This window comes from Pseudomonas sp. S3_A03 (assembly GCF_054668275.1).
Genome location: NZ_CP162753.1, coordinates 786,023 through 807,377 on the forward strand (window position 1 = coordinate 786,023; position 21,355 = coordinate 807,377).

The 21,355-nt window shown below is 61.0% G+C and carries 15 protein-coding genes and 2 pseudogenes; 15 read left to right on the plus strand and 2 right to left on the minus strand.

The window, feature by feature from the left end; all coding sequences use genetic code 11:
• Nucleotides 1-52: 52 nt before the first annotated feature.
• A complete protein-coding gene (locus AB4O25_RS03430) occupies nt 53-568 on the minus strand; it encodes an Hcp family type VI secretion system effector (RefSeq protein ID WP_017527976.1) in 516 nt (171 codons plus the stop codon).
• Nucleotides 569-1,048: 480 nt separating this feature from the next.
• On the opposite strand from AB4O25_RS03430, the gene tssA reads away from it, so the two are divergent.
• From tssA to AB4O25_RS03505, 15 genes and pseudogenes are all read left to right on the plus strand, one after another.
• Complete coding sequence (gene tssA / locus AB4O25_RS03435) at nt 1,049-2,596, plus strand: type VI secretion system protein TssA (protein WP_460150482.1); 1,548 nt, start codon at nt 1,049-1,051, stop codon at nt 2,594-2,596.
• Between the two features lie 30 nt (nt 2,597-2,626).
• Nucleotides 2,627-3,124 (plus strand): type VI secretion system contractile sheath small subunit, encoded by a 498-nt coding sequence (tssB, locus tag AB4O25_RS03440; RefSeq protein WP_017527974.1) that lies wholly within the window; start codon nt 2,627-2,629, stop codon nt 3,122-3,124.
• Nucleotides 3,125-3,152: 28 nt separating this feature from the next.
• Complete coding sequence (tssC, locus tag AB4O25_RS03445) at nt 3,153-4,628, plus strand: type VI secretion system contractile sheath large subunit (protein WP_017527973.1); 1,476 nt, start codon at nt 3,153-3,155, stop codon at nt 4,626-4,628.
• Entirely contained in the window at nt 4,625-5,044 is a 420-nt protein-coding gene (gene tssE, locus AB4O25_RS03450; RefSeq protein WP_116079575.1) for a type VI secretion system baseplate subunit TssE, read from the plus strand. Before tssC ends, tssE begins: the two co-directional genes overlap by 4 nt.
• Nucleotides 5,034-6,821 (plus strand): type VI secretion system baseplate subunit TssF, encoded by a 1,788-nt coding sequence (tssF, locus tag AB4O25_RS03455; protein WP_017527971.1) that lies wholly within the window; start codon nt 5,034-5,036, stop codon nt 6,819-6,821. Before tssE ends, tssF begins: the two co-directional genes overlap by 11 nt.
• Nucleotides 6,785-7,793 (plus strand): annotated as a pseudogene (gene tssG, locus AB4O25_RS03460) (type VI secretion system baseplate subunit TssG). The gene tssF and the pseudogene tssG overlap by 37 nt, the downstream one beginning before the upstream one ends.
• A gap of 12 nt (nt 7,794-7,805) precedes the next feature.
• Nucleotides 7,806-10,241 (plus strand): AAA family ATPase, encoded by a 2,436-nt coding sequence (locus AB4O25_RS03465; RefSeq protein ID WP_460150484.1) that lies wholly within the window; start codon nt 7,806-7,808, stop codon nt 10,239-10,241.
• The gene (locus AB4O25_RS03470) at nt 10,238-11,770 is read left to right on the plus strand and encodes a sigma-54 interaction domain-containing protein (RefSeq protein WP_460150486.1); all 1,533 of its coding nucleotides are present in this window, start codon (nt 10,238-10,240) and stop codon (nt 11,768-11,770) included. Before AB4O25_RS03465 ends, AB4O25_RS03470 begins: the two co-directional genes overlap by 4 nt.
• A 207-nt stretch (nt 11,771-11,977) precedes the next feature.
• On the plus strand, nt 11,978-13,162 hold the full coding sequence (gene tagH / locus AB4O25_RS03475; RefSeq protein WP_460150488.1) for a type VI secretion system-associated FHA domain protein TagH: 1,185 nt from the start codon (nt 11,978-11,980) through the stop codon (nt 13,160-13,162).
• A 5-nt stretch (nt 13,163-13,167) separates the two neighbouring features.
• On the plus strand, nt 13,168-13,653 hold the full coding sequence (tssJ, locus tag AB4O25_RS03480; RefSeq protein ID WP_083221651.1) for a type VI secretion system lipoprotein TssJ: 486 nt from the start codon (nt 13,168-13,170) through the stop codon (nt 13,651-13,653).
• 1 nt (nt 13,654) lies between these two features.
• Nucleotides 13,655-14,983: a type VI secretion system baseplate subunit TssK gene (gene tssK, locus AB4O25_RS03485; protein ID WP_017527965.1), complete on the plus strand. Its 1,329-nt coding sequence runs from the start codon at nt 13,655-13,657 to the stop codon at nt 14,981-14,983.
• A 5-nt stretch (nt 14,984-14,988) separates the two neighbouring features.
• Nucleotides 14,989-15,852: a type IVB secretion system protein IcmH/DotU gene (gene icmH, locus AB4O25_RS03490; protein ID WP_068934785.1), complete on the plus strand. Its 864-nt coding sequence runs from the start codon at nt 14,989-14,991 to the stop codon at nt 15,850-15,852.
• Between the two features lie 15 nt (nt 15,853-15,867).
• Nucleotides 15,868-19,250 (plus strand): annotated as a pseudogene (gene tssM / locus AB4O25_RS03495) (type VI secretion system membrane subunit TssM).
• A gap of 5 nt (nt 19,251-19,255) precedes the next feature.
• Entirely contained in the window at nt 19,256-19,969 is a 714-nt protein-coding gene (locus AB4O25_RS03500; RefSeq protein WP_032883446.1) for a PP2C family protein-serine/threonine phosphatase, read from the plus strand.
• Entirely contained in the window at nt 19,966-20,811 is an 846-nt protein-coding gene (locus tag AB4O25_RS03505) for a serine/threonine-protein kinase (protein ID WP_460150490.1), read from the plus strand. Before AB4O25_RS03500 ends, AB4O25_RS03505 begins: the two co-directional genes overlap by 4 nt.
• Here AB4O25_RS03505 and AB4O25_RS03510 read toward each other — a convergent pair.
• Nucleotides 20,808-21,137 carry a DUF6388 family protein gene (locus AB4O25_RS03510; RefSeq protein WP_017527960.1) on the minus strand — a complete coding sequence of 110 codons (330 nt, stop codon included), beginning with the start codon at nt 21,135-21,137 and terminating at the stop codon, nt 20,808-20,810. The two genes, AB4O25_RS03505 and AB4O25_RS03510, sit on opposite strands and share 4 nt — an antisense overlap.
• Nucleotides 21,138-21,355: the final 218 nt, after the last annotated feature.

Here is a 21,355-nt window from a genome sequence, read left to right on the forward strand (position 1 = left end):
GGCTGGGCAGAAACGGCGCCGTCCTTGGCGACCGTTTCTGCCCGCAACCGACTTAACCCGCTACCGGGCTGCGCCAGTCATCCGAACCCGAGGTACCGGACACTTCATGGGTCCAAACAATTTTGCGGTAGGTGAAGTACACATCTTCCAGGTGCGTAAAGTGCGCGTTGTCCGGGTCCTGACAGTTGGGCATGCGCGACTGGATGTCCACGAGGGTCGCGCCTTCCAGTTCAATGGTGAAGTAATGTTCCTGGGTGCCGGCCGAAGAGGTCCGGAACCATTCCAGCCTGCACTTGACCTCTTCGCCGCTGGTCAATGCGCTGAACAGCAACGGTGAGGACTTATCGAAGACCTTGCTGATCATCAACGGCTTGTGAACTCTCTGGCCCGTTGGCTGGCCCGACTGCGGGTCCCGCGGAATGATCACCTGATGGGAAAAAGCCTGGACCAGAATCTGGTCCTCGTGGCCCTCCTGATAGATGTTGCCTACCGAGTCCTGGGTAAATGTGCCTGCCGTAATCAAACCTTGCTTGACACCGGTGATAGAAAGATACGCGGGTGTTGGCATGACGGGTTTCCTTGCCTTATTTGAGAGGTAGTTCCAGCCGGCAACTGTGCTGGTTGGAACTATGCCTCTAACAAGAAGTGTGCCAGAAAGTGCTAGCGCCAATAACGGCGCGGGGTTGATGGGCAATAAGATATTAATTTAAATAAGTTTGCTGATTTTCAAGTTCTTATAGTGCAGTGTTGTTTGCACATTACTGCGCATTTAGTTGCTCATTGAGATGGCGAGCCCGTGAGTGCTTTTTGCAGCTTAATCCTGCGCTGTTCAAGGTTTTACCTGCGCAAAATGCTGCGCACATGCGGGTTTTACTGGGCTGTAGGATGTTTCTTAAGTGTCGTCCCAATACTTGCCGAATGGTATTTGCATGGCTAAGGTTTGCGAACTTCGCGGCAGAAGGTGCGAAGTTTAATTGATGCGCTGGCGCACTATTTAAACAGTGTGTTGGTTCGTCGCTCGGATCTTGATGTTCATCTGCGGTTCACCATGGCTTATTTGAATAAACTCTGCGCCTATTACCTTGATCTCGGTCAGTTGCCCTGTTCGCAAACAAGTTTTGCCGGCAGCGATATGCGCTATTCGAATGAATACGAAGCCTTGGAAGTCGAGCTGGCAAAGGTGCAGTCCATTCACGGTGCCGGCCAGCCGGATTGGCAAAAAGTCGTGGAAACCAGCGAGCTGCTGTTGCGTGAGCGGTCCAAGGATCTACGGGTGGCTGTCTGGCTGGCCTGGGCGCTGTACCAGCGCGAATCGTTCCCTGGCCTGCTGGCGGGGCTCGGGTTGCTGCGCCACCTGTGTGACCACCATTGGGCTGCCGTGTACCCGCAAAAGCTGCGTACCCGCAGCGCAGCATTCGGCTGGTTGACCTTGAGGCTTGACTCGCTGTTTGCGCAAAACCTGGCGCTTCAAGACCAGCAACCCTTGTTCCGATCGATGCTGGAGCTTCTGACGCACCTTGATGAACGCTGGAGTCTGCATTTGGGCGATGACGCGCCACCGTTGCTGCCCATTCGCCGGCAATTGGACCAACGCCTTGAGCGCGCCGCGCAAGGCCAGGCGCCCGCAGCCGCTGTGAGTGGGGTGATTGCCCAGGTCAAGCAGGCGACTACCCAACTGCTCAAGCCCGAGCCGGTGCTCAACAACGAAAAAGACGCACATAAATTGTTGCGTGCCCTTCAGGAACAGGCTCGTCCGTTATGTGCCTGGTGGCTGCGCCAGCAGGCTACCGACCTGCGTGCGCTGAGCCTCAATCGCACACTGGCATGGCTGGTCATCGTCAGTTATCCGAACGCCGACAATCAGCGGGTCACCGCATTGCGTGGGCCGGCACCGGACAAACTCAAGCGTTACCGGGAGCGTTTCGCCCAGGGCGAGCATGCCGATCTGCTGCTTGAACTCGAGGCCAGCCTGGCGGGTGCGATGTTCTGGTTCGATGGGGTACGCATGGCCTGGCAGTGTCTTGAAGCCTTGCAGGCGGACCTGGCCATGACTGAACTCGAGGTCAGCTTCGCCCTGTTGCTACAGCGCTTTCCGGATCTGCCGGAGTTTCGCTTTCACGATGGCGCCCCGTTTGCCGACACGGTCACTCGCGACTGGATTGCGTTGCATGTTTCCCGTCACCTGAAAAAAACCGAGGCTCCCGTTGGGGTGGCGGATGCGCAACCCTGGGAGGTCGCGTTGCAGGAAGTGCTGCCCAGGCTGCGAAAGGACGGGCTCAAGGCGGCCGTGCAGGCACTCAAGCAAGGCGCGTGCGCCGCCCGGAGTGACCGCGCCCGCTTCCATTGGCAGTTGGTCCAGGCCCGACTGTGTATACACGCGGGTAAACATGAGCTGGCGAAGATCCAGCTTGAGCACCTGGATATCGAATTGCAGCGCACGGGCCTGGAGCGCTGGGAGCCTGAACTGGCCTTGCAGGTCGCTCAGCTTTTGTACCGCTGCTGCGACCTGATGCCACACAACCATACCGCTCGCGAGCGCAAGGAAGACACCCACCGCAGGCTGTGCCTCTTCGATCTTGAAGCGGTACTTGAATAGGCTTTCGAGCCATGAAAAAGGAGAAATACCGTGGCCAAAGAAGGTTCGGTAGCACCCAAGGAACGCATCAATATCACCTTCAAACCTGCCATCGGCGGGGCGCAAGAGGAAGTCGAGCTGCCGTTGAAACTGTTGGTATTGGGGGATTTCACCCAGCGTGAAGACGTGCGCAAGCTCGAAGATCGCAAACCCATCGCCATAGACAAGAACACGCTCGATGAAGTGTTGGCCAAGCAGGCATTAAGCCTGACCCTGAGCGTACCCAATCGCCTCCAGGAGGGCGCCGACGTCGAAGAGTTACCGATTCGGGTGCAGATCAATTCAATGAAGGATTTCACCCCGGCGAACCTTGTGGAACAGATTCCCGAGTTGCACAAACTGATGGCCTTGCGTGAAGCATTGATGGCCCTCAAGGGGCCGCTGGGCAATACGCCGGGCTTTCGCAAGGCCATTGAGCATGCCCTGGCCGACGACGACAGCCGCGCCCGGGTACTCGCGGAGTTGGGGCTCAATAGCCCTTGCGCCTGACACTTTTCAGTAAAAGGACACTGACGCCATGAGCATTCAACAGAACCCGATCACTGCCCACACCGCTGATGATTGCAGCATCCTCGATAACATCATTGCGCAAACGCTGCTCAGCGCCGACGACGAGGCCTATGGTATTGCCAAGCGTGGCGTCTCGGCATTTATCGAAGAATTGATCAAACCGCAAAACAGCGGTGAACCGGTCAAGAAACGCTTGGTTGACCGGATGATCGCCGAGATTGACGAAAAGCTCAGCCGGCAGATGGATGAGATTTTGCACTGCCCCCAATTCCAGGCTTTGGAAGCGGCCTGGAAAGGGCTTCAGCTGTTGGTCGAGCGCACCAACTTTCGCGAGAACATTAAGATCGAGCTGCTGAACGTCTCACGGCAAGACCTGCTCGATGACTTTGAAGACTCGCCGGAAGTTACCCAGGCGGGGCTCTACAAGCATGTCTACAGCGCCGAATATGGTCAGTTTGGCGGCCAGCCGGTGGGCGCGATCATTGCCAACTATTTTCTCTCTCCCAGCGCCCCGGATGTGAAACTGATGCAGTACGTTTCCAGCGTGGCATGTATGGCTCACGCGCCTTTTATCGCCGCCGCCGGGCCGGCTTTTTTCGGGTTGGAAAGCTTCACTGGCCTACCTGACCTGAAGGACCTCAGGGACCATTTTGAAGGCCCGCAATTCGCTAAATGGCAGAGCTTTCGCCAGAGCGAAGATGCCCGGTACATAGGGCTGACCGTGCCACGCTTCCTGCTGCGCACGCCATACGACCCCCTTGAATGCCCCGTCAAGACCTTTGCCTATAGGGAAAACGTGGTCAACAGCCATGAGCACTACCTATGGGGCAATACCGCCTACGCATTTGCCACGCGTTTAACCGATAGTTTCGCGCGGTTCCGCTGGTGCCCGAACATCATTGGCCCGCAAAGCGGCGGCGCGGTGGAAGACTTGCCGTTGCATCACTTCCACAGCATGGGCGAAATCGAAACCAAGATTCCCACTGAAGTGCTGGTCTCCGATCGTCGCGAATACGAACTGGCGCAAGAAGGCTTCATTGCCTTGACGATGCGCAAGGGCAGTGACAATGCGGCGTTCTTCTCCGCCAGCTCGGTGCAGAAGCCCAAGAATTTCGGCATCAGTGCCGAGGGCAAGGAAGCCGAGTTGAACTACCGCTTGGGTACCCAACTGCCCTACATGATGGTGGTCAACCGCCTGGCCCATTACTTGAAGGTGCTGCAACGCGAGCAACTGGGCTCGTGGAAGGAGCGTACCGACCTGGAACTGGAGCTGAACAAGTGGATTCGCCAATACGTTGCGGACCAGGAAAACCCCAGCGCCGAAGTGCGCGGGCGGCGACCGCTGCGCGCGGCACGCATCGTTGTCAGTGACGTCGAGGGCGAGCCTGGCTGGTACCGCGTCAATTTGAGCGTACGTCCGCACTTCAAGTACATGGGGGCCGACTTTACGCTGTCGCTGGTTGGCAAGCTCGACAAAGAATGAGCAGGCGTCAGGGGAGGGGCCCCAACCAAAGCCTTTTCGAGCGGCTTGATTGCCCGGCAGCGACTTCGCCATGCGGCATGACCTCGGTGGCGGTTCACCTGGGGAAAATGCTCAGCATCCGCGCGGGAAGTGTGCAGGCGCTGCCGGATTACGGCTTGCCGGACTTCAATGACATGAACCGCAGCCTGCATGAATCCTTGAGCCAGTCGCGCTTGCTCATCGAGCGTTTTATCCGGGCCTACGAACCTCGCCTGAAGCATGTGCGAGTGCGGGCATTGCCTCGGGATCACGACGTGCTGGCCCTGGCGTTTGCCATTGAAGCGACGCTGAGCATCGACGGGGTGGCGCAGCCCGTGGTGTTCACCGCCCGACTGCGTGACGCCGGACAGGTCGAGGTGTCGCCGGATGTCTTTTAACCGTTATTACCAAAGCGAGCTCAGTGCATTGCGTCAACTCGGGCGACGTTTCTCCGAGCGCAATCCGGCGCTTGCGCCTTTTCTTGCGGAACCTGGGCAAGACCCGGATGTAGAACGTCTGCTGGAGGGGTTTGCGTTCCTCACCGGTCGCCTGCGCCAGAAGCTGGATGACGAACTGCCTGAGCTGACCCACTCATTGATGCACCTGTTATGGCCCAACTACATGCGGCCCATGCCGGCGTTCAGCATCTTGCAGTTCGACCCGTTGAAGCACGCAGGTCCAGGTGTGCTGGTGGCGCGAGGCACGCCTGTCGAAAGCGCATGTGTCGAGGGCGAGCGCTGCCGCTTTCAGACCTGTTACGCCACTGAGGTCCTGCCGCTGCAACTGAGCGCGCTCGACTACAACGTTCAAGGGGAGCAGGGCGTGTTGAGCCTGCGCCTGGACATGAGTGCCGAGGGCAACTTCAGTGGGGTGCGGTTTGAACGGTTGCGCCTGCATCTGGCGGGGGATCGCTATATAAGCCAAGGGTTGTACCTGAGCCTGTTGCGTCACCTGGAGGGTATCGAATTGCTGCCGTTGGGGCGCGATGGAGAGGTACTCAAAGGCGTTGACGGCGAGGCCCTGTCGCTGCGATTGGACGCCGACCAGGTACAGCCGGTGGGGTTTGCCGAGGAGCAGGCGCTTATTCCCTATCCACAAAATACCTTTCGAGGGTACCGCCATCTGCAGGAGTACTTCGCTTTCCCTGACAAGTACTTGTTTGTCGAGGTGGCCGGGCTTGATGCAGTGCAACGTTTGCCCGATGAGCTTCTCAAGCAGGCCTGCGGCATAAGGCTGTGCTTCGCGTTGCGCGCGCAGCCCCAGGAACTCCAGCGACCCACACTGGATAACGTAAAGCTGTATTGCACGCCCATCGTCAACCTGTTCAAACACGATGCGGTGCCGATTCGCCTGGACGGTAAACAGGATGAGTACCTGCTGGTTCCCGGGGAGTATGCGCGAGGGAGCGCCTGTGTATTTTCCGTGGATAAGGTCACGGGGTGGCGCCCTGGTGGGTTGGGGTATCACACCTACGTACCGTTTGAGTCTTTCGAGCATGACGGCGATACCGATGTGTCGGCCGCGCCCCCGAGCTACAGCATCCGCCAGCGCGCCTCGGCGCAACACACCGGCCTCGATACATGGCTGGGGTTCAGCGGTGGCCAGGCACATGTCCAGGAAACACTCTCGGTCGAGCTGACATGCACCAATCACAACCTGCCCCGGCAATTGCAGGCTGGGCAGATCAACCAACCTTGCGAGCAGACCCCGGAGGGGTTGTCGTTTCGCAATATCAGCGTCCCCACCGCCAGTTTTGCGCCGCCTCTGGACCAGGATTTTCTCTGGCGGCTAATCAGCAACATGTCGCTCAACTACTTGTCACTGAGCGATATCAACGCGTTGAAGGTCATCCTCGAAACCTACGACCTGCCGCGTTATCACGACCGGCAAGCATTGAAGATTAGCCAACGGCGGCTGGGGGCATTGCGGTCCATCAGTCATGTGGCCGTCGACCGCCTGCACCGTGGAATACCGTTTCGGGGATTGCGGGTCGACCTCAACATCGACGCCCAGGGCTTTCTGGGCCAGGGAGAAGCATTTGTATTCGCCTCGGTGCTCAACGAATTTTTTGCGCTCTACGCCAGCCTCAATGCTTACCACGAACTCAGAGTCATCAGCACACAAGGAGACGTGTACCTATGGCCACCCCGGATGGGCCAGCAGCCTCTGCTTTGACGGAACTCACTCGCGTCATCCGCGAGTATTCGTTGTTCCAGGCGGTCGTGCAGGTGCTCAAGCGCCTGCGCGACGCGCATCCTGCGTTGGATGACGACGCCTTGTATGACCGGTTGGAATTCCAGGCGAATCCAAGTCTTGGTTTTCCTGGCCACGATATCGAGCGGGTGGAATTTTTTGTTGAGCGCGGGCAGTTGCGCGCGCGTCTTCGCCTCAATGTGCTGGGCCTTTGCGGTGCGGGTTCGCCGCTGCCGGCTTTTTATGGCGAGCAGGCGTTCGCCGACGGGTTGGGCGGTCACGTAACTCGAGACTTCCTGGATGTGTTTCACCATCGTTTGCAGCGGCTGATGCTGCCGATCTGGCGCAAGTACCGCTACCGCGCGAGTTTCCAGAAAGGCGCAGTTGATGCTTTTTCCGAGCAGATGTTTGCGCTGATCGGGCTGAGGGGGGCGACAAATCCGCACGGCGGCGCAAGTGGATTGCAAGCGACTGCTGCCGTACCTGGGCTTGCTTGGGTTGAGAGTGCATTCGGCTGCCTTGATCGAGACGGTGCTGCGTTACTACTTCAAGCACAACCGTTTGTTTATCGAGCAATGGGTTGAACGCACAGTGGTGATTGCTCACTTGCAGCGAAACCGCTTAGGCGTCACCCACAGCGCGTTGGGTTCGGACCAGGTGCTGGGAAGCCGGGTCGCGGATCGCAGCGGTAAGTTCAGGGTGCACATACAAAACCTGGACTGGGAGCGTTTTCATGGGTTTTTACCCACGGGGGCGGACTATCCGCAGTTGTGCTCGCTGGTTCGACTGACCGCACGGGCGCCCCTGGAATATGACCTGTGCCTGGTGTTGACCAGGGAGGAAATAAGGCCGTTGCGCATCGGCGAGCACAACGTCTGTCGATTGGGCTGGGCCAGTTGGCTGGCGCACGAGTGCGCAGATGGTGTGGTCATCGTGGCCGGCAATGCTCATTAGGGACGAGTGATTATGATGAATGTAGACCTGCAACAACTTATCAACACATTGACGCCCCTGGCCCGTCGAGATTTGGAGCGTTCGGCCGAACGTTGCGTGATGCGCGGTGGCAGCGACGTCCTGGTTGAAGACCTGCTGCTGGCCATGCTTGAACAACGGGATGGCCTGCTGGTGCGGGCGTTGGCCGATGCGCAGGTCCAGGCTGGCGAACTGGAAGCCGCACTGCAGCCCAAGGGGCAGGCGAGCGCGTCGCGCAATCCGGTGTTCGCCCCGGCCCTTGTGCAATGGTTGCAACAAGCGTTGATGGTGGCGCATCTGGAACTGCGCCAGACCGAAGTGGACCACGGTGCCTTGTTACTGGCGATCTTGCGTCACCCCCAGCACGCGGGCAGCGCCTATCAAAGGGTCTTGAGCCGTTTGGATACGCAGCGTGTGCTTGAGTTTACGTTGAGTCAGGTTGCCGCTATCCCCTCGTCAGCCAGGGGTGAGTCGTTGTTGGCGCGCTTTACCCATGACCTGACGAGCCAGGCCCATGAAGGGCGTATCGACCCGGTGTTGTGCCGTGACGTAGAGATTGCTCAGTTGATCGACATACTGATGCGCCGGCGCAAGAACAATCCGATTCTCGTCGGCGAGGCCGGGGTGGGCAAGACCGCCGTTGTCGAGGGTCTGGCCCTGCGCATCGTCAACTCACAGGTGCCGGAGCCCCTCAAGGCGGTACGGGTGCTCACGCTGGACATGGGCTTGCTGCAAGCCGGCGCCAGCATTCGGGGCGAGTTTGAACGCCGTCTCAAAGGCGTGATCGATGAGGTCAACGCCTCGCCGCAGCCTGTGATTCTGTTTATCGACGAGGCGCATACGCTGGTGGGCGCGGGCGCCCAGGCGGGTGGCGGTGACGCCGCCAACCTGCTCAAGCCGGCTCTGGCGCGCGGTGAACTACGCACCATCGCGGCCACCACCTGGTCTGAATACAAAAAATACTTCGAAAAAGACCCTGCCTTGGCGCGACGTTTCCAGCCGGTGCTGGTCGGCGAGCCCAGCGTGGAGCAGGCAATTTCGATCCTGCGCGGGCTGGCGCCGGTGTATGAAGCCAGCCATGGCGTGTATGTCCGTGACGATGCCGTTGTCGCGGCGGCTCACATGAGCGCCCGTTACCTGGCCGGGCGGCAGTTGCCCGACAAGGCCGTCGATGTACTGGATACTGCCTGCGCCCGCGCACGAATCAGCCAGGCAACCGCACCTGAGGCACTCCAGCGCCTGAACGCCGAGCATGCTGAAGGCTTGCAGCAGCGCGAGGCAATGAGTCGAGACAAGGACACCGGGCTACCGGTGGACGAGCAATCCTTGTGCGCATTGAACGTGCGATTGGCGGCTGTCGAGATCGAACGTCGGGTTTTGGAGCAAGCCTGGCTTGAGTCGCAAGCGCGGGTCGAACCGGCGCGTGTCTGCCCGCGATTGGTGGCACAGGTCATCAGTGCCTGGACCGGTATTCCGGTTGAGCAGTTGGCACTTGAACACAGTGAAACAGTGTCTGGTTTTGCCGACGCGTTGCGCTCACGCATCCTCGGTCAGGAGCACGCGGTGCTGGCGCTCGACCGTAACCAACGCGCGGTCGCCACCGGTCTGAACAAGGCCGACGCTCCGGTTGGGGTGTTTCTGTTGGTGGGCCCAAGTGGCGTGGGCAAGACCGAAACGGCCCTGGCCCTGGCGGATTTGCTGTACGGCGGTGAGCGATTTGTCACTACCCTCAATATGTCTGAGTTTCAGGAGAAGCACGCGCTGTCTCGGCTCATCGGTGCCCCGCCGGGTTACGTGGGGTATGGCGAGGGCGGGGTACTGACGGAAGCCGTGCGCCAACGACCTTACTCGGTGGTGCTGCTCGACGAGGTCGAAAAGGCCGATCCGGACGTACTGAACCTGTTCTATCAGATCTTCGACAAAGGGTTGGCCAATGATGGCGAAGGCCGAGAGATCGACTTTCGTAACACGCTGATCCTGATGACCTCCAACCTGGGCAGCGAATGCATCGTCGATCTATGCGCAGGGGGCCGGCGGCCAGATCCGCAGGTGTTGCAAGACGCGATACATCCGCTGCTACGCGATTACTTCAAGCCGGCGCTGCTGGCGCGCATGCGTGTCGTGCCCTATTACCCGGTTGTAGGTGAAGTGCTGCATGACCTGGCAAGGCTCAAGCTGGACCGCCTGGGGCAACGGCTGAAACTGCGCAACCTGGCGTTCGGTTACACGCGCGAACTGATCACCTATATGGCCGAGCGTTGCAACCACTGGGACAGCGGTGCGCGGTATATCGACCAATGGATCGAGATCCACCTGTTGCCCCAGATGGTTGATCGCCTGTTGGAGGCAATGGCCTGCGGCGAAACCCTGTCGCGGGTCCATGCATGCCTGGATGCCGGCGGGCAACCGACCTGTGAGTTCAGCCAATGAGCGACAATCTGTTTGCCCAATTGCCCCATCCCTTGGACTACGCCGATGTGCTGCTCACCTGGTTCGCTCGCTTGGGTATCGACGCTGACGAGACCACGTTAGCGCAGCTCTGTGTGACGGCTGCGGCACAACTAAGCCAGTGCGAACTTGCCCAATTGTATTGGCGCGACGAGGTGACAGGGCGCCTCGACCTGATTGCCCAGCATTTGCCCGGCGCACTGGCGCTTGGCGAGCCGGCAAGTAGCTATGACTTCCAGCATGAGCAATTGCTGCACTATGTCCTCAGCCAGGGCCACTCTTTGAGCCTGGAGGACCTGGCCAACAGCGTCTACGAAAGTGCCTTTCTGCCGGCCGCGAGGTTGCCCTGGCAGGCGTTGTCATGCGTGCCATTGTCGGGGCGGCGCGCGAGCGTGACGGGCCTGTTGTTATGCGCCAGCCAGCGTCCCCGATCCTTGCAGGGCCATGGCCCGTCATTGCGGTTGCTGGGGAGTTTCGCCTTGAACCAGCTGGGCGTTTTGAAGGGGCTGCGCCTTGTGCAAAGCGCTTCCCCGACAAAACCTGGCACGCCGGTCGCCCGGACGGCGTATGGGCTGATCGGCAACAGCACAGCCATGGACGAAACCTACCGTTTGATTGGCAAGGTGCTGAACACCTCGTACACAGTTTTGCTGCGCGGCGAGACCGGGACCGGAAAAGAGGTGGTGGCGCGGGCCATTCACGCCAGCGGGCCGCGTAGCGGCAAAGCCTTTGTGGTGCAGAACTGCGCCGCCTTTCCCGAAGGGTTGCTGGAAAGTGAACTGTTTGGCTATCGCAAGGGTGCGTTCACCGGCGCCGAGCGTAACCATGCAGGGCTGTTCGACGCCGCGCATGGCGGAACATTGCTGCTGGACGAAATCGGCGATATGCCGCTGTCATTACAGGCCAAGTTGCTGCGGGTGTTGCAGGAGGGCGAAATCCGTCCGTTGGGAGCCAGTGCAGCCCACAAGGTCGATGTGCGCATCATCGCCGCGACCCATCGCGACCTCGCTGCAATGGTGGCCGAAGGCAGCTTCCGTGAGGATCTCTACTACCGATTGGCGCAATTTCCCATCGAACTGCCGGCCTTGCGTCAGCGGGGCGGTGATGTGTTGCTGTTGGCGCGAGAGTTCGCGCAAACAGCGTGTACGGCACTCGGCTGTACGTCGGTGCAGTGGTCCAGTGCGGCCTTGGATCAACTGTCGAGCCATGCTTTCCCCGGCAATGTGCGCGAACTCAAATGCCTGGTGGAACGTGCCGTACTGCTCTGCGATGACGGTGTGATCTTGCCCGCGCATTTGTGCCTGTCGCCAGCGCCGACTGCCATGGCCCTCGATGCAACGTTGCGCCAACGCCTGGAGCGGGTTGAGCGGGTATTTTTGATCGACTGCCTGCACAAGAACCGTGGCAACCGAACCCGCACCGCCCGTGAGTTGGGGGTTGCGCGCCGCACGCTGCTGTACCGCCTGGCACGTCTGAATATTCCCTGCAGTGATGCCCGAGGGGAAGGCTGAATGGTGCGCGCATGGACCTGGTGCTTCGACGCCAGCCTCATTTTCCTGGGAGATACCTGATGCTTCTTCGCCCCTGGCACGCCTTGGTGCTTGTGTTGTGTTTGCTGAGCGGTTGTAACGGCAATTACGTTTTTGATGATGCTGATTACCGTGCGCTGGGTGACTCCCAGGCGCCCCGTCGAGGCCATTGAGTTGGGAAAACCTGCCATGCAGTTAGTGTTTGAGGTGTGTGATAGCGGGAGCGGCGAACCGCCGGCCCGCAAGCTTTTCGACGGCGTCGGCGGCGTGATCGGGCGTGGGGCTGGGTGTGACTGGGTGATTGCCGATCCCGATCGCTTGCTTTCCAGTCTCCATGGTTTGGTCGGTTACCGAGACGGCCAATACTTTCTCACCGATATCAGCAGCAATGGTATCGGCGTGTCTGGCAGCACGGAGCGGTTGTGCAAAGGCCAGGCGCGTCTGATCAGCGAAGGCGATGTGTACCAGTTGGGGGCGGTGAGCATTCGCGCTCAACTGATAGGGCAGGGGGCGCATTATGACCGGCCGGCCTTTGCCGGCAACGAGACGATTCCCGACGATGCGTTTCTGATACTGGACCCCTTGCACGGCCTGGAGCGTGAGCAACCGGGCAGCGAGTTACCCGAGCATCTGGATGCATCGGAGCCCCGTGCAGAAGTGCCCGGAGGCCTGCTTTCCCACGGTGCCGTAGAACAAGACCACTTGATCGTGCCGAGTTGGGCCGAACCCGCCAGCCCTGGGCCTTCCAGTGCGGCGCAGACCGTTACGACGCCTGCAGGTGAAGGGTTCTGGTCACAGTTCGGCGCTGTGCTGGGCGTGGAGATGGATGCACTCGATACCCTGGGGCGCGAAGCCCTGGCGATCAAGGTGGCGAGACTGTTCAGGCAAACCACCGAAGGGTTGCAGCAGAGCCTGCGGACCCGCGATGAGCTCAACAGTGAGTTGAACCTGGACGGCACAGCGCTGGCGCGCACGCGCCGCAACCCCTTGCAAGATTGCGGCGACACACAGGCAGCCTTGGCGTCGCTGTTGGGCGCAGGCGATTCGGGCCAACTGCCTGCCGAATTGGCGATCGCCCAGGCGTGCCGGGAGATGCAAATTCACCAATTGGCCTTGGTCGTGGCCTGCCGTGCAGCGGTGCGCAGCGCGCTCGCGACGTTTGCCCCCGGCCATCTGCTGCTCTGCTTCGAACGTGAGGGCAACCCGCCCCGGTTCGCTACCGACGGCGCTCGTTGGCGGGCATACCAACGCCATTACATGCGCCTGAGCGAGGAGCACCCCTTGGGCGAGCAGCTGTTACGCAACGACTTTTCCAAAGCGTATGAGGAGCAGGTGCGTCTCGTCGGCGCCCTGCATGCGGCTTATCCGGGATGACAATCATGTATCGAGCCACCTTTATATCAATGCTGCTTGCCCTGGGCCTATTGACCGGTTGTGGCAGCCTTTCACCGTTTTCAACCTTGACCAAGCTCGACCTGAGCTTGACGGCCAGCGACACAGTCAACCCCGATCTTCACGGCCGGCCCTCTCCGGTGGTCGTGCGCCTGCTTGAGTTGCGGCACCCGGCGGCGTTCGAAAATGCTGACTTCTTCAGCCTCTATAGCCACGCCGAGCAGGCACTGCCCAAAGACTGGGTCAACAGCGAAGAGCTGGAGTTGCGCCCCGGTGAACAGCAGGTGCTCAAGCTCAGCATCGAACCGCAGAGTCGTTATATCGGCGTGTTGGCAGCCTATCGCGACCTGCCGCATGTGCAATGGCGCCTGGTACTGCCCGTTACCCGGCAGCAACTGACGCGCGCGCAGTTGTTACTTGACGAGTCGGGGGTTCGCGCTGTCGGCCCTCAAGCCGGCCGGTCGGAGAACTGAAATGCAGATTGATAAAGTCATCTGGCGGGAGGGCATGCTGCTGCGTCCGCAGCACTTGCAGCACAACGACCGTTATTACCATCAACAGCTCAACCGTAGCCGCTTGCTGAGCAGGGATGGCTGGGGGTTCCTGACGCTGGACATCGATGTGCAGTACCTGAATCTGGGCAAGCTGGTCGTCAACCAGGCCAGCGGGGTATTTCCCGATGGAAGCCTGTTCGAATTGAACAACACCATGCCGCCGCTGGTGTTGCAGGTACCCGCCGACACCGCTGGGCAAGCCGTGTTCCTGGCGTTGCCCCTGGCCATCGGCAATCAACTGGACGTGCGCCAGCCAGAGCAAAGCGATGTGCTGGCGCGTTATGTGAGTTACGAAACACAGATCGCAGACTCGAATGTCGGTATGAACGCTCACTGCCAGATCCACTGCGCCCGCCCGGATCTACACCTGCAATTGGGGGAACAACCCAGTGATTCGCTGCATGTGAAGCTCCAGGTAGCCCAGGTGCTCGATTCCACGCGAGAGGCCGGCGTACAGCTGGACGCGGACTTCGTACCGACGTTTATTTATGTGCAGAGCGCCGGCTATGTGTCGTCATGCGTCAAGGAGGTGGTCAGCCTGCTGGCTGCCCGAGGCGATGCGATTGCCGCCCGCGTCCAGGGCAATGGAGGTTCGGCCGGTGCCCAGCTCGGCGACTTTCTGATGCTGCAACTGATCAATCGTACCGAGGTGCTATTGCGTCACTACCTGAGCCAAAGCCAGGTGCGTCCGGAGGCGGTGTACCGGGTATTGCTGTCGATTCTCGGTGAGCTGTCTACCTTCGCCGTCGACGACAAACGCGCGCAGGTGGAAGGGTGTTATCGGCATGGAGATCAGGGGGCGAGCTTTCGTGGGCTAATGGACGGTATTCGCAAGGTGCTGTCAGCGGTGCTGGAACAGCACGCCATCGAACTCCCGCTGGAAGCACGGCAATACGGGGTGCTGGTGTGCCCCGTAAGCGATCTGAAATTGTTGGGCGCGGCAACCTTCATTCTGGCGGCAACCGCCCACTGCGATTCGGAAGAACTGCGCCACCGTTTGCCCGCGCATCTCAAGGTTGGACCGGTTGAGCGCATACGTGAGCTGGTCAATCTGCACCTGGCCGGTATCAAGGTAAAACCGCTGCCGGTGGCGCCACGCCAGATTCCGTTCCATGCCGGCAAGACCTATTTCATGCTCGAACTCAGTGCCCGGGATATCACGCAACTGGAACAGTCCGGCGGTTTTGCCTTCCACGCCAGCGGCGAGTTTGCGGCGCTTGAACTCAACTTCTGGGCCATCAGGAACTGAACGCCATGACCATGGACAGCGAATACCCGCAGGACGAAAAAACCGTTCTGCTCGACCGCCAGGGTCGTGCCCCGGCGCAGGCCGCGGTGACGGATTACCCCTCGCCACCACGCTTTGAGCAATTGGAAGACCGGATGATCTACACCGCCAGCCTGCAAGGCGCCCAGGGTTTCAAGATGGGGCCCAATGCTCTGGTGGCAGCCGCCTGGGACCTGCTGTCACAGGTTGTTGAACTCAGAAGCAGCACCGCTCGGGAGAGCTTGCAGAGCCTCAATGACCGACTGTCGTCGGCCATTACCGCGTTTGAAGCACATGCCCTGCACCAGGGCGTAGCGAACAGCCAGGTGATGTCCGCGCGTTACGTGCTGTGCAGCGTAATTGACGAAGCGGTCGTCACCACTGCATGGGGTAGTCGTAGCCACTGGTCGAAGACGAGCCTGCTGAGCCGCTTTCATAACGAAACCTTCGGTGGCGAAAAGTTTTTCCAACTGCTGGAGCGGCTGAGCCGCGATCCGGTCAAGCACGTGGCCATGCTTGAGTTGATGTACCTGTGCCTGTCGATGGGGTTTGAAGGTAAGTATCGGGTTATGGAGCGGGGAGGGGCGCAGCTCGAGGACATCCGAGATGCCTTGTATCGACAGATCCGGCATGTACGCGGCGAGCGCCTGCCGATATTTACCCCCGCGAACGCAGGGCGCGTGCCAGGCGCGCGGCTGCGCATTGTGTCGGCCACCTGGGTCGCTGTTTTGGCGTGTGCCGGTTTGCTGGCGATGTACTCGGGGTTTGCCTGGGTCTTGGGTAATGAGCGCGTGACGGTGCTGCAACTTTTTCAACCTTTGGCGCCGGATCAGACGCGGACGCCCTTGTAACGCTGGGAGCAATGAATGAACGCATTCTTCAAGGGCGCGGGCACCGTGCTGCGCAAAAGTTGGGTCTGGAGCCTGTTGCTGGTGCTGTCCAGCGCACTGCTGGTGTGGTTTTTTGGGCCGTTGCTGGCAGTGGCTGACCACCGGTTCTGGCAGGGCTCGACGGCTCGCCTGGTGACCATCAGTGGGTTGTTTCTGCTGTGGGGGCTGGCGATGGTCGTGGTGGGCGCGCGCCGTACTGCACGACTGAAGCAGCCTGAGTACCAGGAGCGGTATCAACGCACGGGGCTGATCGACGACGAACAAAGGCAGGTGCGCGGGCGTTTCAAGGAGGCCCTGCACACGCTGAAGACTACCCGTCGCTATGCGCAGCGCAGCGACCGTTGGCGTAACGCCTTGCCCTGGTACCTATTGATTGGCCAGCAGGGCAGTGGCAAGACCGGTGTCCTGGCCGCCGGAGGGCTGCACTTGCCATTGGATCGGGGCGAGTCGGTGCCCCCAGGTACAACCGCGTATTTTGACTGGTACTTGGCCGACGAAGCGGTGATGGTCGAGAGCGCAGGGCGATACCTGGATCAACCTGAAGGTGCGGTGGACGGCGCGGGCTGGTCGACGTTTCTGGGGTTGCTCAAGTCGCGGCGTCGGGCGCGCCCGCTCAATGGCGTGGTGGTGACGTTGGCGGTAGAGACGCTGCTTGGCAGCAATGAGCATGACCTGGATTTGCATGCACGCCACGTGCGCACCCGCTTACAGGATATCCAACAGAGATTGCACCTGGACGTGCCGATCTATCTGGTGCTGACCCAGGCGGATCGACTGCCCGGCTTCACTGAGTTCTTCGACGCGCCCCAGGGTGACAGCGCAGATGCGGTATTGGGCGTGTATGTCGGCGCAGGCAACACGGGGACCGCAATGGCCGAGGTCCGCCAGGCGTTCGAGGGGTTGCTGCAACGCCTTGTGGCAGAGCTGACTGCGCGCTTGCAGCACGAGCGTAACCTTGAGCGTCGTGGCCAGATGCTTGATTTTCCTCGGCACGTTGCGCAAATCGGCGAACGCCTGTGCCAGTTCGTGGAGTCTGCGTTTTCCGCTCATCGTTTCCAGCACATCAATGGGTTGCGTGGCGTTTACCTGACCTGTGCGCAGGCGGGTGAGCGACGTGTCTACTTCATTCAGGGGTTATTCAACCGGGTGATCTTTGCCGAGGCCGATCTTGCCGGGCTGCATGCGTCGGAGCGCCAACGCATCCGGCGACACCAGGGGCTGTTGGCGCTGGCGGCGTCCCTGGTGCTCGCCGGGGCGGGCGGGCTATGGGCTCACAGCTACGGGCTCAACCACCAGCGCCTGATGCGGTTGGCGGAACTGACTCAACCACTGCCGCCCGCCGATGCCGGTTTGGACGCTACCCTGGCGTTGCTGCCGTTGCTGGACAGTCGTTTGGCTGCAATGCGGTTGTTCCCGGCGGCGCAGGACAGTCAGTGGCACGAGCGGGCCGGCTTGTATCAAGGTGAACCAAGCCGCCCACTGCTGACCCGGGCCTATGCAGAGGCGCTGCATCAGCAGTTGCTACCCTTGCTGACCGCGCTGCTCGAAGAACAGGTGCGCGCCGACCTGGGGGATCGCGAGGCGCTGCCGGACAGCTTGCGCGCCTACCTGATGCTCAGCCTGCGCGAGCGTCGCGACAACGCATGGCTGGCGCGGCGCATGGCCGGTTATTGGTCGCAGCGTTATGCCGGGAATGCCTCGGCGCAGAACCGCTTGAATGAACACCTCGCGCAGCTATTAGAGCAACCCTTCGTGGCGTCCTTGAACACTGCGCTGGTGGCAGACGCTCGCCAGGACCTGCGTGGAGAGTCATTGGCGCAAGGGGTCTATCGGGTGCTGCGCGAACAAGCCCGCGACCTGGAACCCTATCGTCTGGTAGAAGGCCCCGGATTTGCCGCTGCGGAGCAACCTATCCCCGGTTTCTACACCAAACGGTATGTGCAGTATTTTGAAAAGCAGGGCCCCAGGCTGGTCAATGCCATTGCCCAGGATAATTGGCTGCTGGGAGAAAACGGCGACCTCAGCGCCATGGACCTGCGCCAATTGATGCTGGTGCTGGAACAGCGCTATTTCAGCGAGTACGCCGACGCCTGGAGCCAGGCCATCAGCCAAGTCCGCCTGCAGCCGAGCGACGGCCTCAAGCAGCATGCCGATGAGCTGGCCAGCCTGGCGTCAGCCCAGTCGCCGTTGGTGCAACTGTTGCAACGGGTGAGGGAAAACACCCGATTGCTGCCGGGTGATCGCGCTGAAGCCATCAGCCAGCAGGTAGGCGAGTTGGCCGCACAGGTTCCGTTCGAGGGGGCCAGCGTGCTGGCCGGCCGCGTGCCAGGGCAGGCGACGCCTGATACGGCGCGACGCGCATTGCAACGGCGCTTCGAACCGTTGCACCGCTTGCTCGACACCGAGCAGAACCCAGGCGTCGAACTGACACAGGCGTTGCGGCTACTCGATGAATGGCAGCAGCAACTGGCGGCCCTTCACCGCGAGGGCGCACCCGAACAGGCGGCATTCAACCTGGTCAAGCATCGTATGGAGGGGCAGTTGCCATTGTTGGGCAAGGTGCGTGATGCCGCGGTGCGTCTGCCGTCGCCGCTCAAGGGGTGGTTCGAAGGCATTGCCGACGACAGTTGGCGGTTGCTGCTGGAGGATACCTATGTGTTTATGAATCAGCGTTATCAAAGTGAGGTGTATGGTTTTTATGCTAAGGCGATTCAACGCCGCTACCCGTTCAATGCCCATGCCGGCAGCGATGTCGCCCTCGGTGACTTCCAGGAGTTTTTCAAGCCTCGGGGAGGCATGGCACGCTTTTATGACCATTACCTGCGGCCCTTCGTAAGTGCCGAGGGCGGCCGCTATCGCTTGCGCGGCCTGGATGGCCGCAGCCTGCCGGTGTCACGTTCGTTGTTGGAACAACTGGTGAAAGTACACATGATTCGCCAGGGTTTTTTCAGTGAAGAGCAGGGGGAGTGGGCCGTTCGATTCACGTTGGCACCCTATAGCCTGGATCAGGCGGTCAGCCGTGCGGTGCTGCGCATTGGCGATAAACAGCTTGAGTACCGGCATGGTCCGATCGTGCCCATGGCATTCCATTGGCCAAGCGACGCGGACAACGGCCGCAGCAGCCTGGTGCTGGAGCGGGGTATGGAGCGGCCGCTGGGGATCGAAAAGAACAGTGGGCCGTGGTCGTTGTTCCGGTTTTGGACTTGATGCACAGCGAGCCCGCCAGCGGTCGCGATGCACAAGTGCTCAAGGCCGATCTCGGAGGGCTGCGCGCTAACTTCCTGCTCACCAGCCAGCGCAATCCCGGCCCGTTTCAGATGGCCGCATGGCGCACCTTTCGCCTGCCGGAGCAGCTGTGAGCCAGATGCCTGCCCGCTGGCGCAGCATTGGGCGTACGTCACGCGGCAAGATGCGTGCTCGCAACGAGGACGCGTTCTTTGACGGCCCACAGCGTGGTTGTTGGGCGGTCGCCGACGGCATGGGCGGCCACCGTGCCGGGGATGTGGCCAGTCAGTGGGTCATCAGCAGCCTGGCGGCGTTGCCAGGCCAGGGCAGCCTCGATGAGCGGGTCGAGGCGGTGCGGCGATGCTTGCGATGGCTGGACTGCCGGCTGGGGCAGCCGGCGCAGCAAGCCGGCGAGGGCATCATGGGCAGCACGGTGGTCGTGTTGTTGTTGGACGGTCAGCGCGCGGCCTGCATCTGGGCGGGGGACAGTCGCTGCTACCTATGGCGTGGGCGGCGCCTGTACCAGCTGTCGCGGGATCATTCTCTGCGCCAACACCTGATGGACACCCAGCAACTGAGCCCGGAACAGGCTCGGGCCCATCCGGATGCCAGGGCGCTGACCCGTGCCCTCGGCGGTCGACAGCCTCTGAGCCTGGAGGTACTGGAGCTCAGTACGCATCCTGGGGATGTATTTTTGTTGTGCAGCGACGGGTTGTATCAGGGGCTCAGCCATGGCGAGTTGGGCCGTGCGTTGAATGCGGGCACTCCCCGGCAGGTGGTGGACCGGTTGTTTGCCGACGCGTTGCGTGGGCCGGCCCGCGACGACCTGACGGCCGTGGTGGTTCAACCATGAGCGCGCGCATCGGCCCGTCGACCCTGCTTGCGGGCCGTTACCAGCTTGAGCGGGTATTGGGTTCTGGCGGTATGGGGGTGGTCTATCGTGCCCGTGACCTGCTGCACGAGGCGTTCGGCGAGCCCGATGCGCGGGTGGCGCTGAAACTGTTGGGCGAAACGCTGACTGAGTCGTGCGATGGCCATGTGTTGCTGTACAGCGAGTTCGCACTGACCCGAAGCCTGCGACATGAGCACGTGGTGCGCCTGTTTACCTTCGAGGTCGACACCGCTTGCCAGGCGGCGTTTTTCACCATGGAGTTACTGCAAGGCCTGACCCTGGACCGCTTGCTGCTGGAATGCCCGGATGGGTTGCCCTGGCACGAGCTGCAACCCTTGGCCTTGCAGCTGCTGGATGCGCTGGCGTCCGTCCACCGGCAAGGCGTTGTGCACGGGGACGTAAAGCCGACCAACATTATGGTGGGCGAGCAGGGCGTGCGTTTGTTCGATTTTGGCCTGGGCCATGCCCAGGCGCAGCAGGCCGCCGGGCTGCCCGGTTTGAACCGCAGCCGTTTGAACGCCTGGACCCCTGCCTATGCGGCACCGGAACTGATAGCCGGCGCGTACCCGTGCGCGAGTACCGACCTGTATGGCGCGGCCTGCGTACTCTTTGCGTTGGCCCGTGGGCGTGTGCGGCAGCTCAATGAACCCCTGCACCGGCCTCGTCAATTGCCAAGACACTGCTGGCCGGCACTGCGTTCGGCGTTGGCCACGGACCCGGCGTATCGAACCCTGAGCGCCGCCGAATTACGCGAAGCGCTGGGCGGGCAGCGGCACCGCGGGTGGCTGTGGTTTGAGCGTTAACCGGCCAAGTCATGCAACTTGCAGTATTCGTCCCATCCCAGGCCGGCCATCTGGGCCACTTCCTTGTGCACTTCCAGGCGCTGGGTCTCGAAGGCTTCGGGGGAGTCCGCCGTGAGCTTGAGGGTTAATTCCCAGGCAAATAGCCCTTGGCGTTCCGCCTCGGCTTCGAAGGCTTCATGCAGCCGTTCGGCGCGATACTGCGCCTGGGTTTCACCCTTGGCCTGGGCGGCGAGCGGGTTCAGGGTGTCCAGCTCCGCTGCGACGTCGGGGTGCTCGTTGAGGAATCGGTCCAGCGCGCGCTGGTGGTTATCGCCAGGTGGTGACAAGCGTGTGCTCCAAATCAGGTGGAACAAGGCCCGCGTGCCGGGCCGCATGACAGCGGACGCGGCTGCGTAAGGGTGGATTTACCCAGGCATGTATCGGGCGGTGCGCGAACAATACCAGATAGGCGCTCAGTACCCGAGCGGGGCCCGCGAGGCGCTGCCCGTCGAGGCGGTCACTCATTGCGCAAAAATCACCCGTATACCGGGCAAAAGGCTTTCGC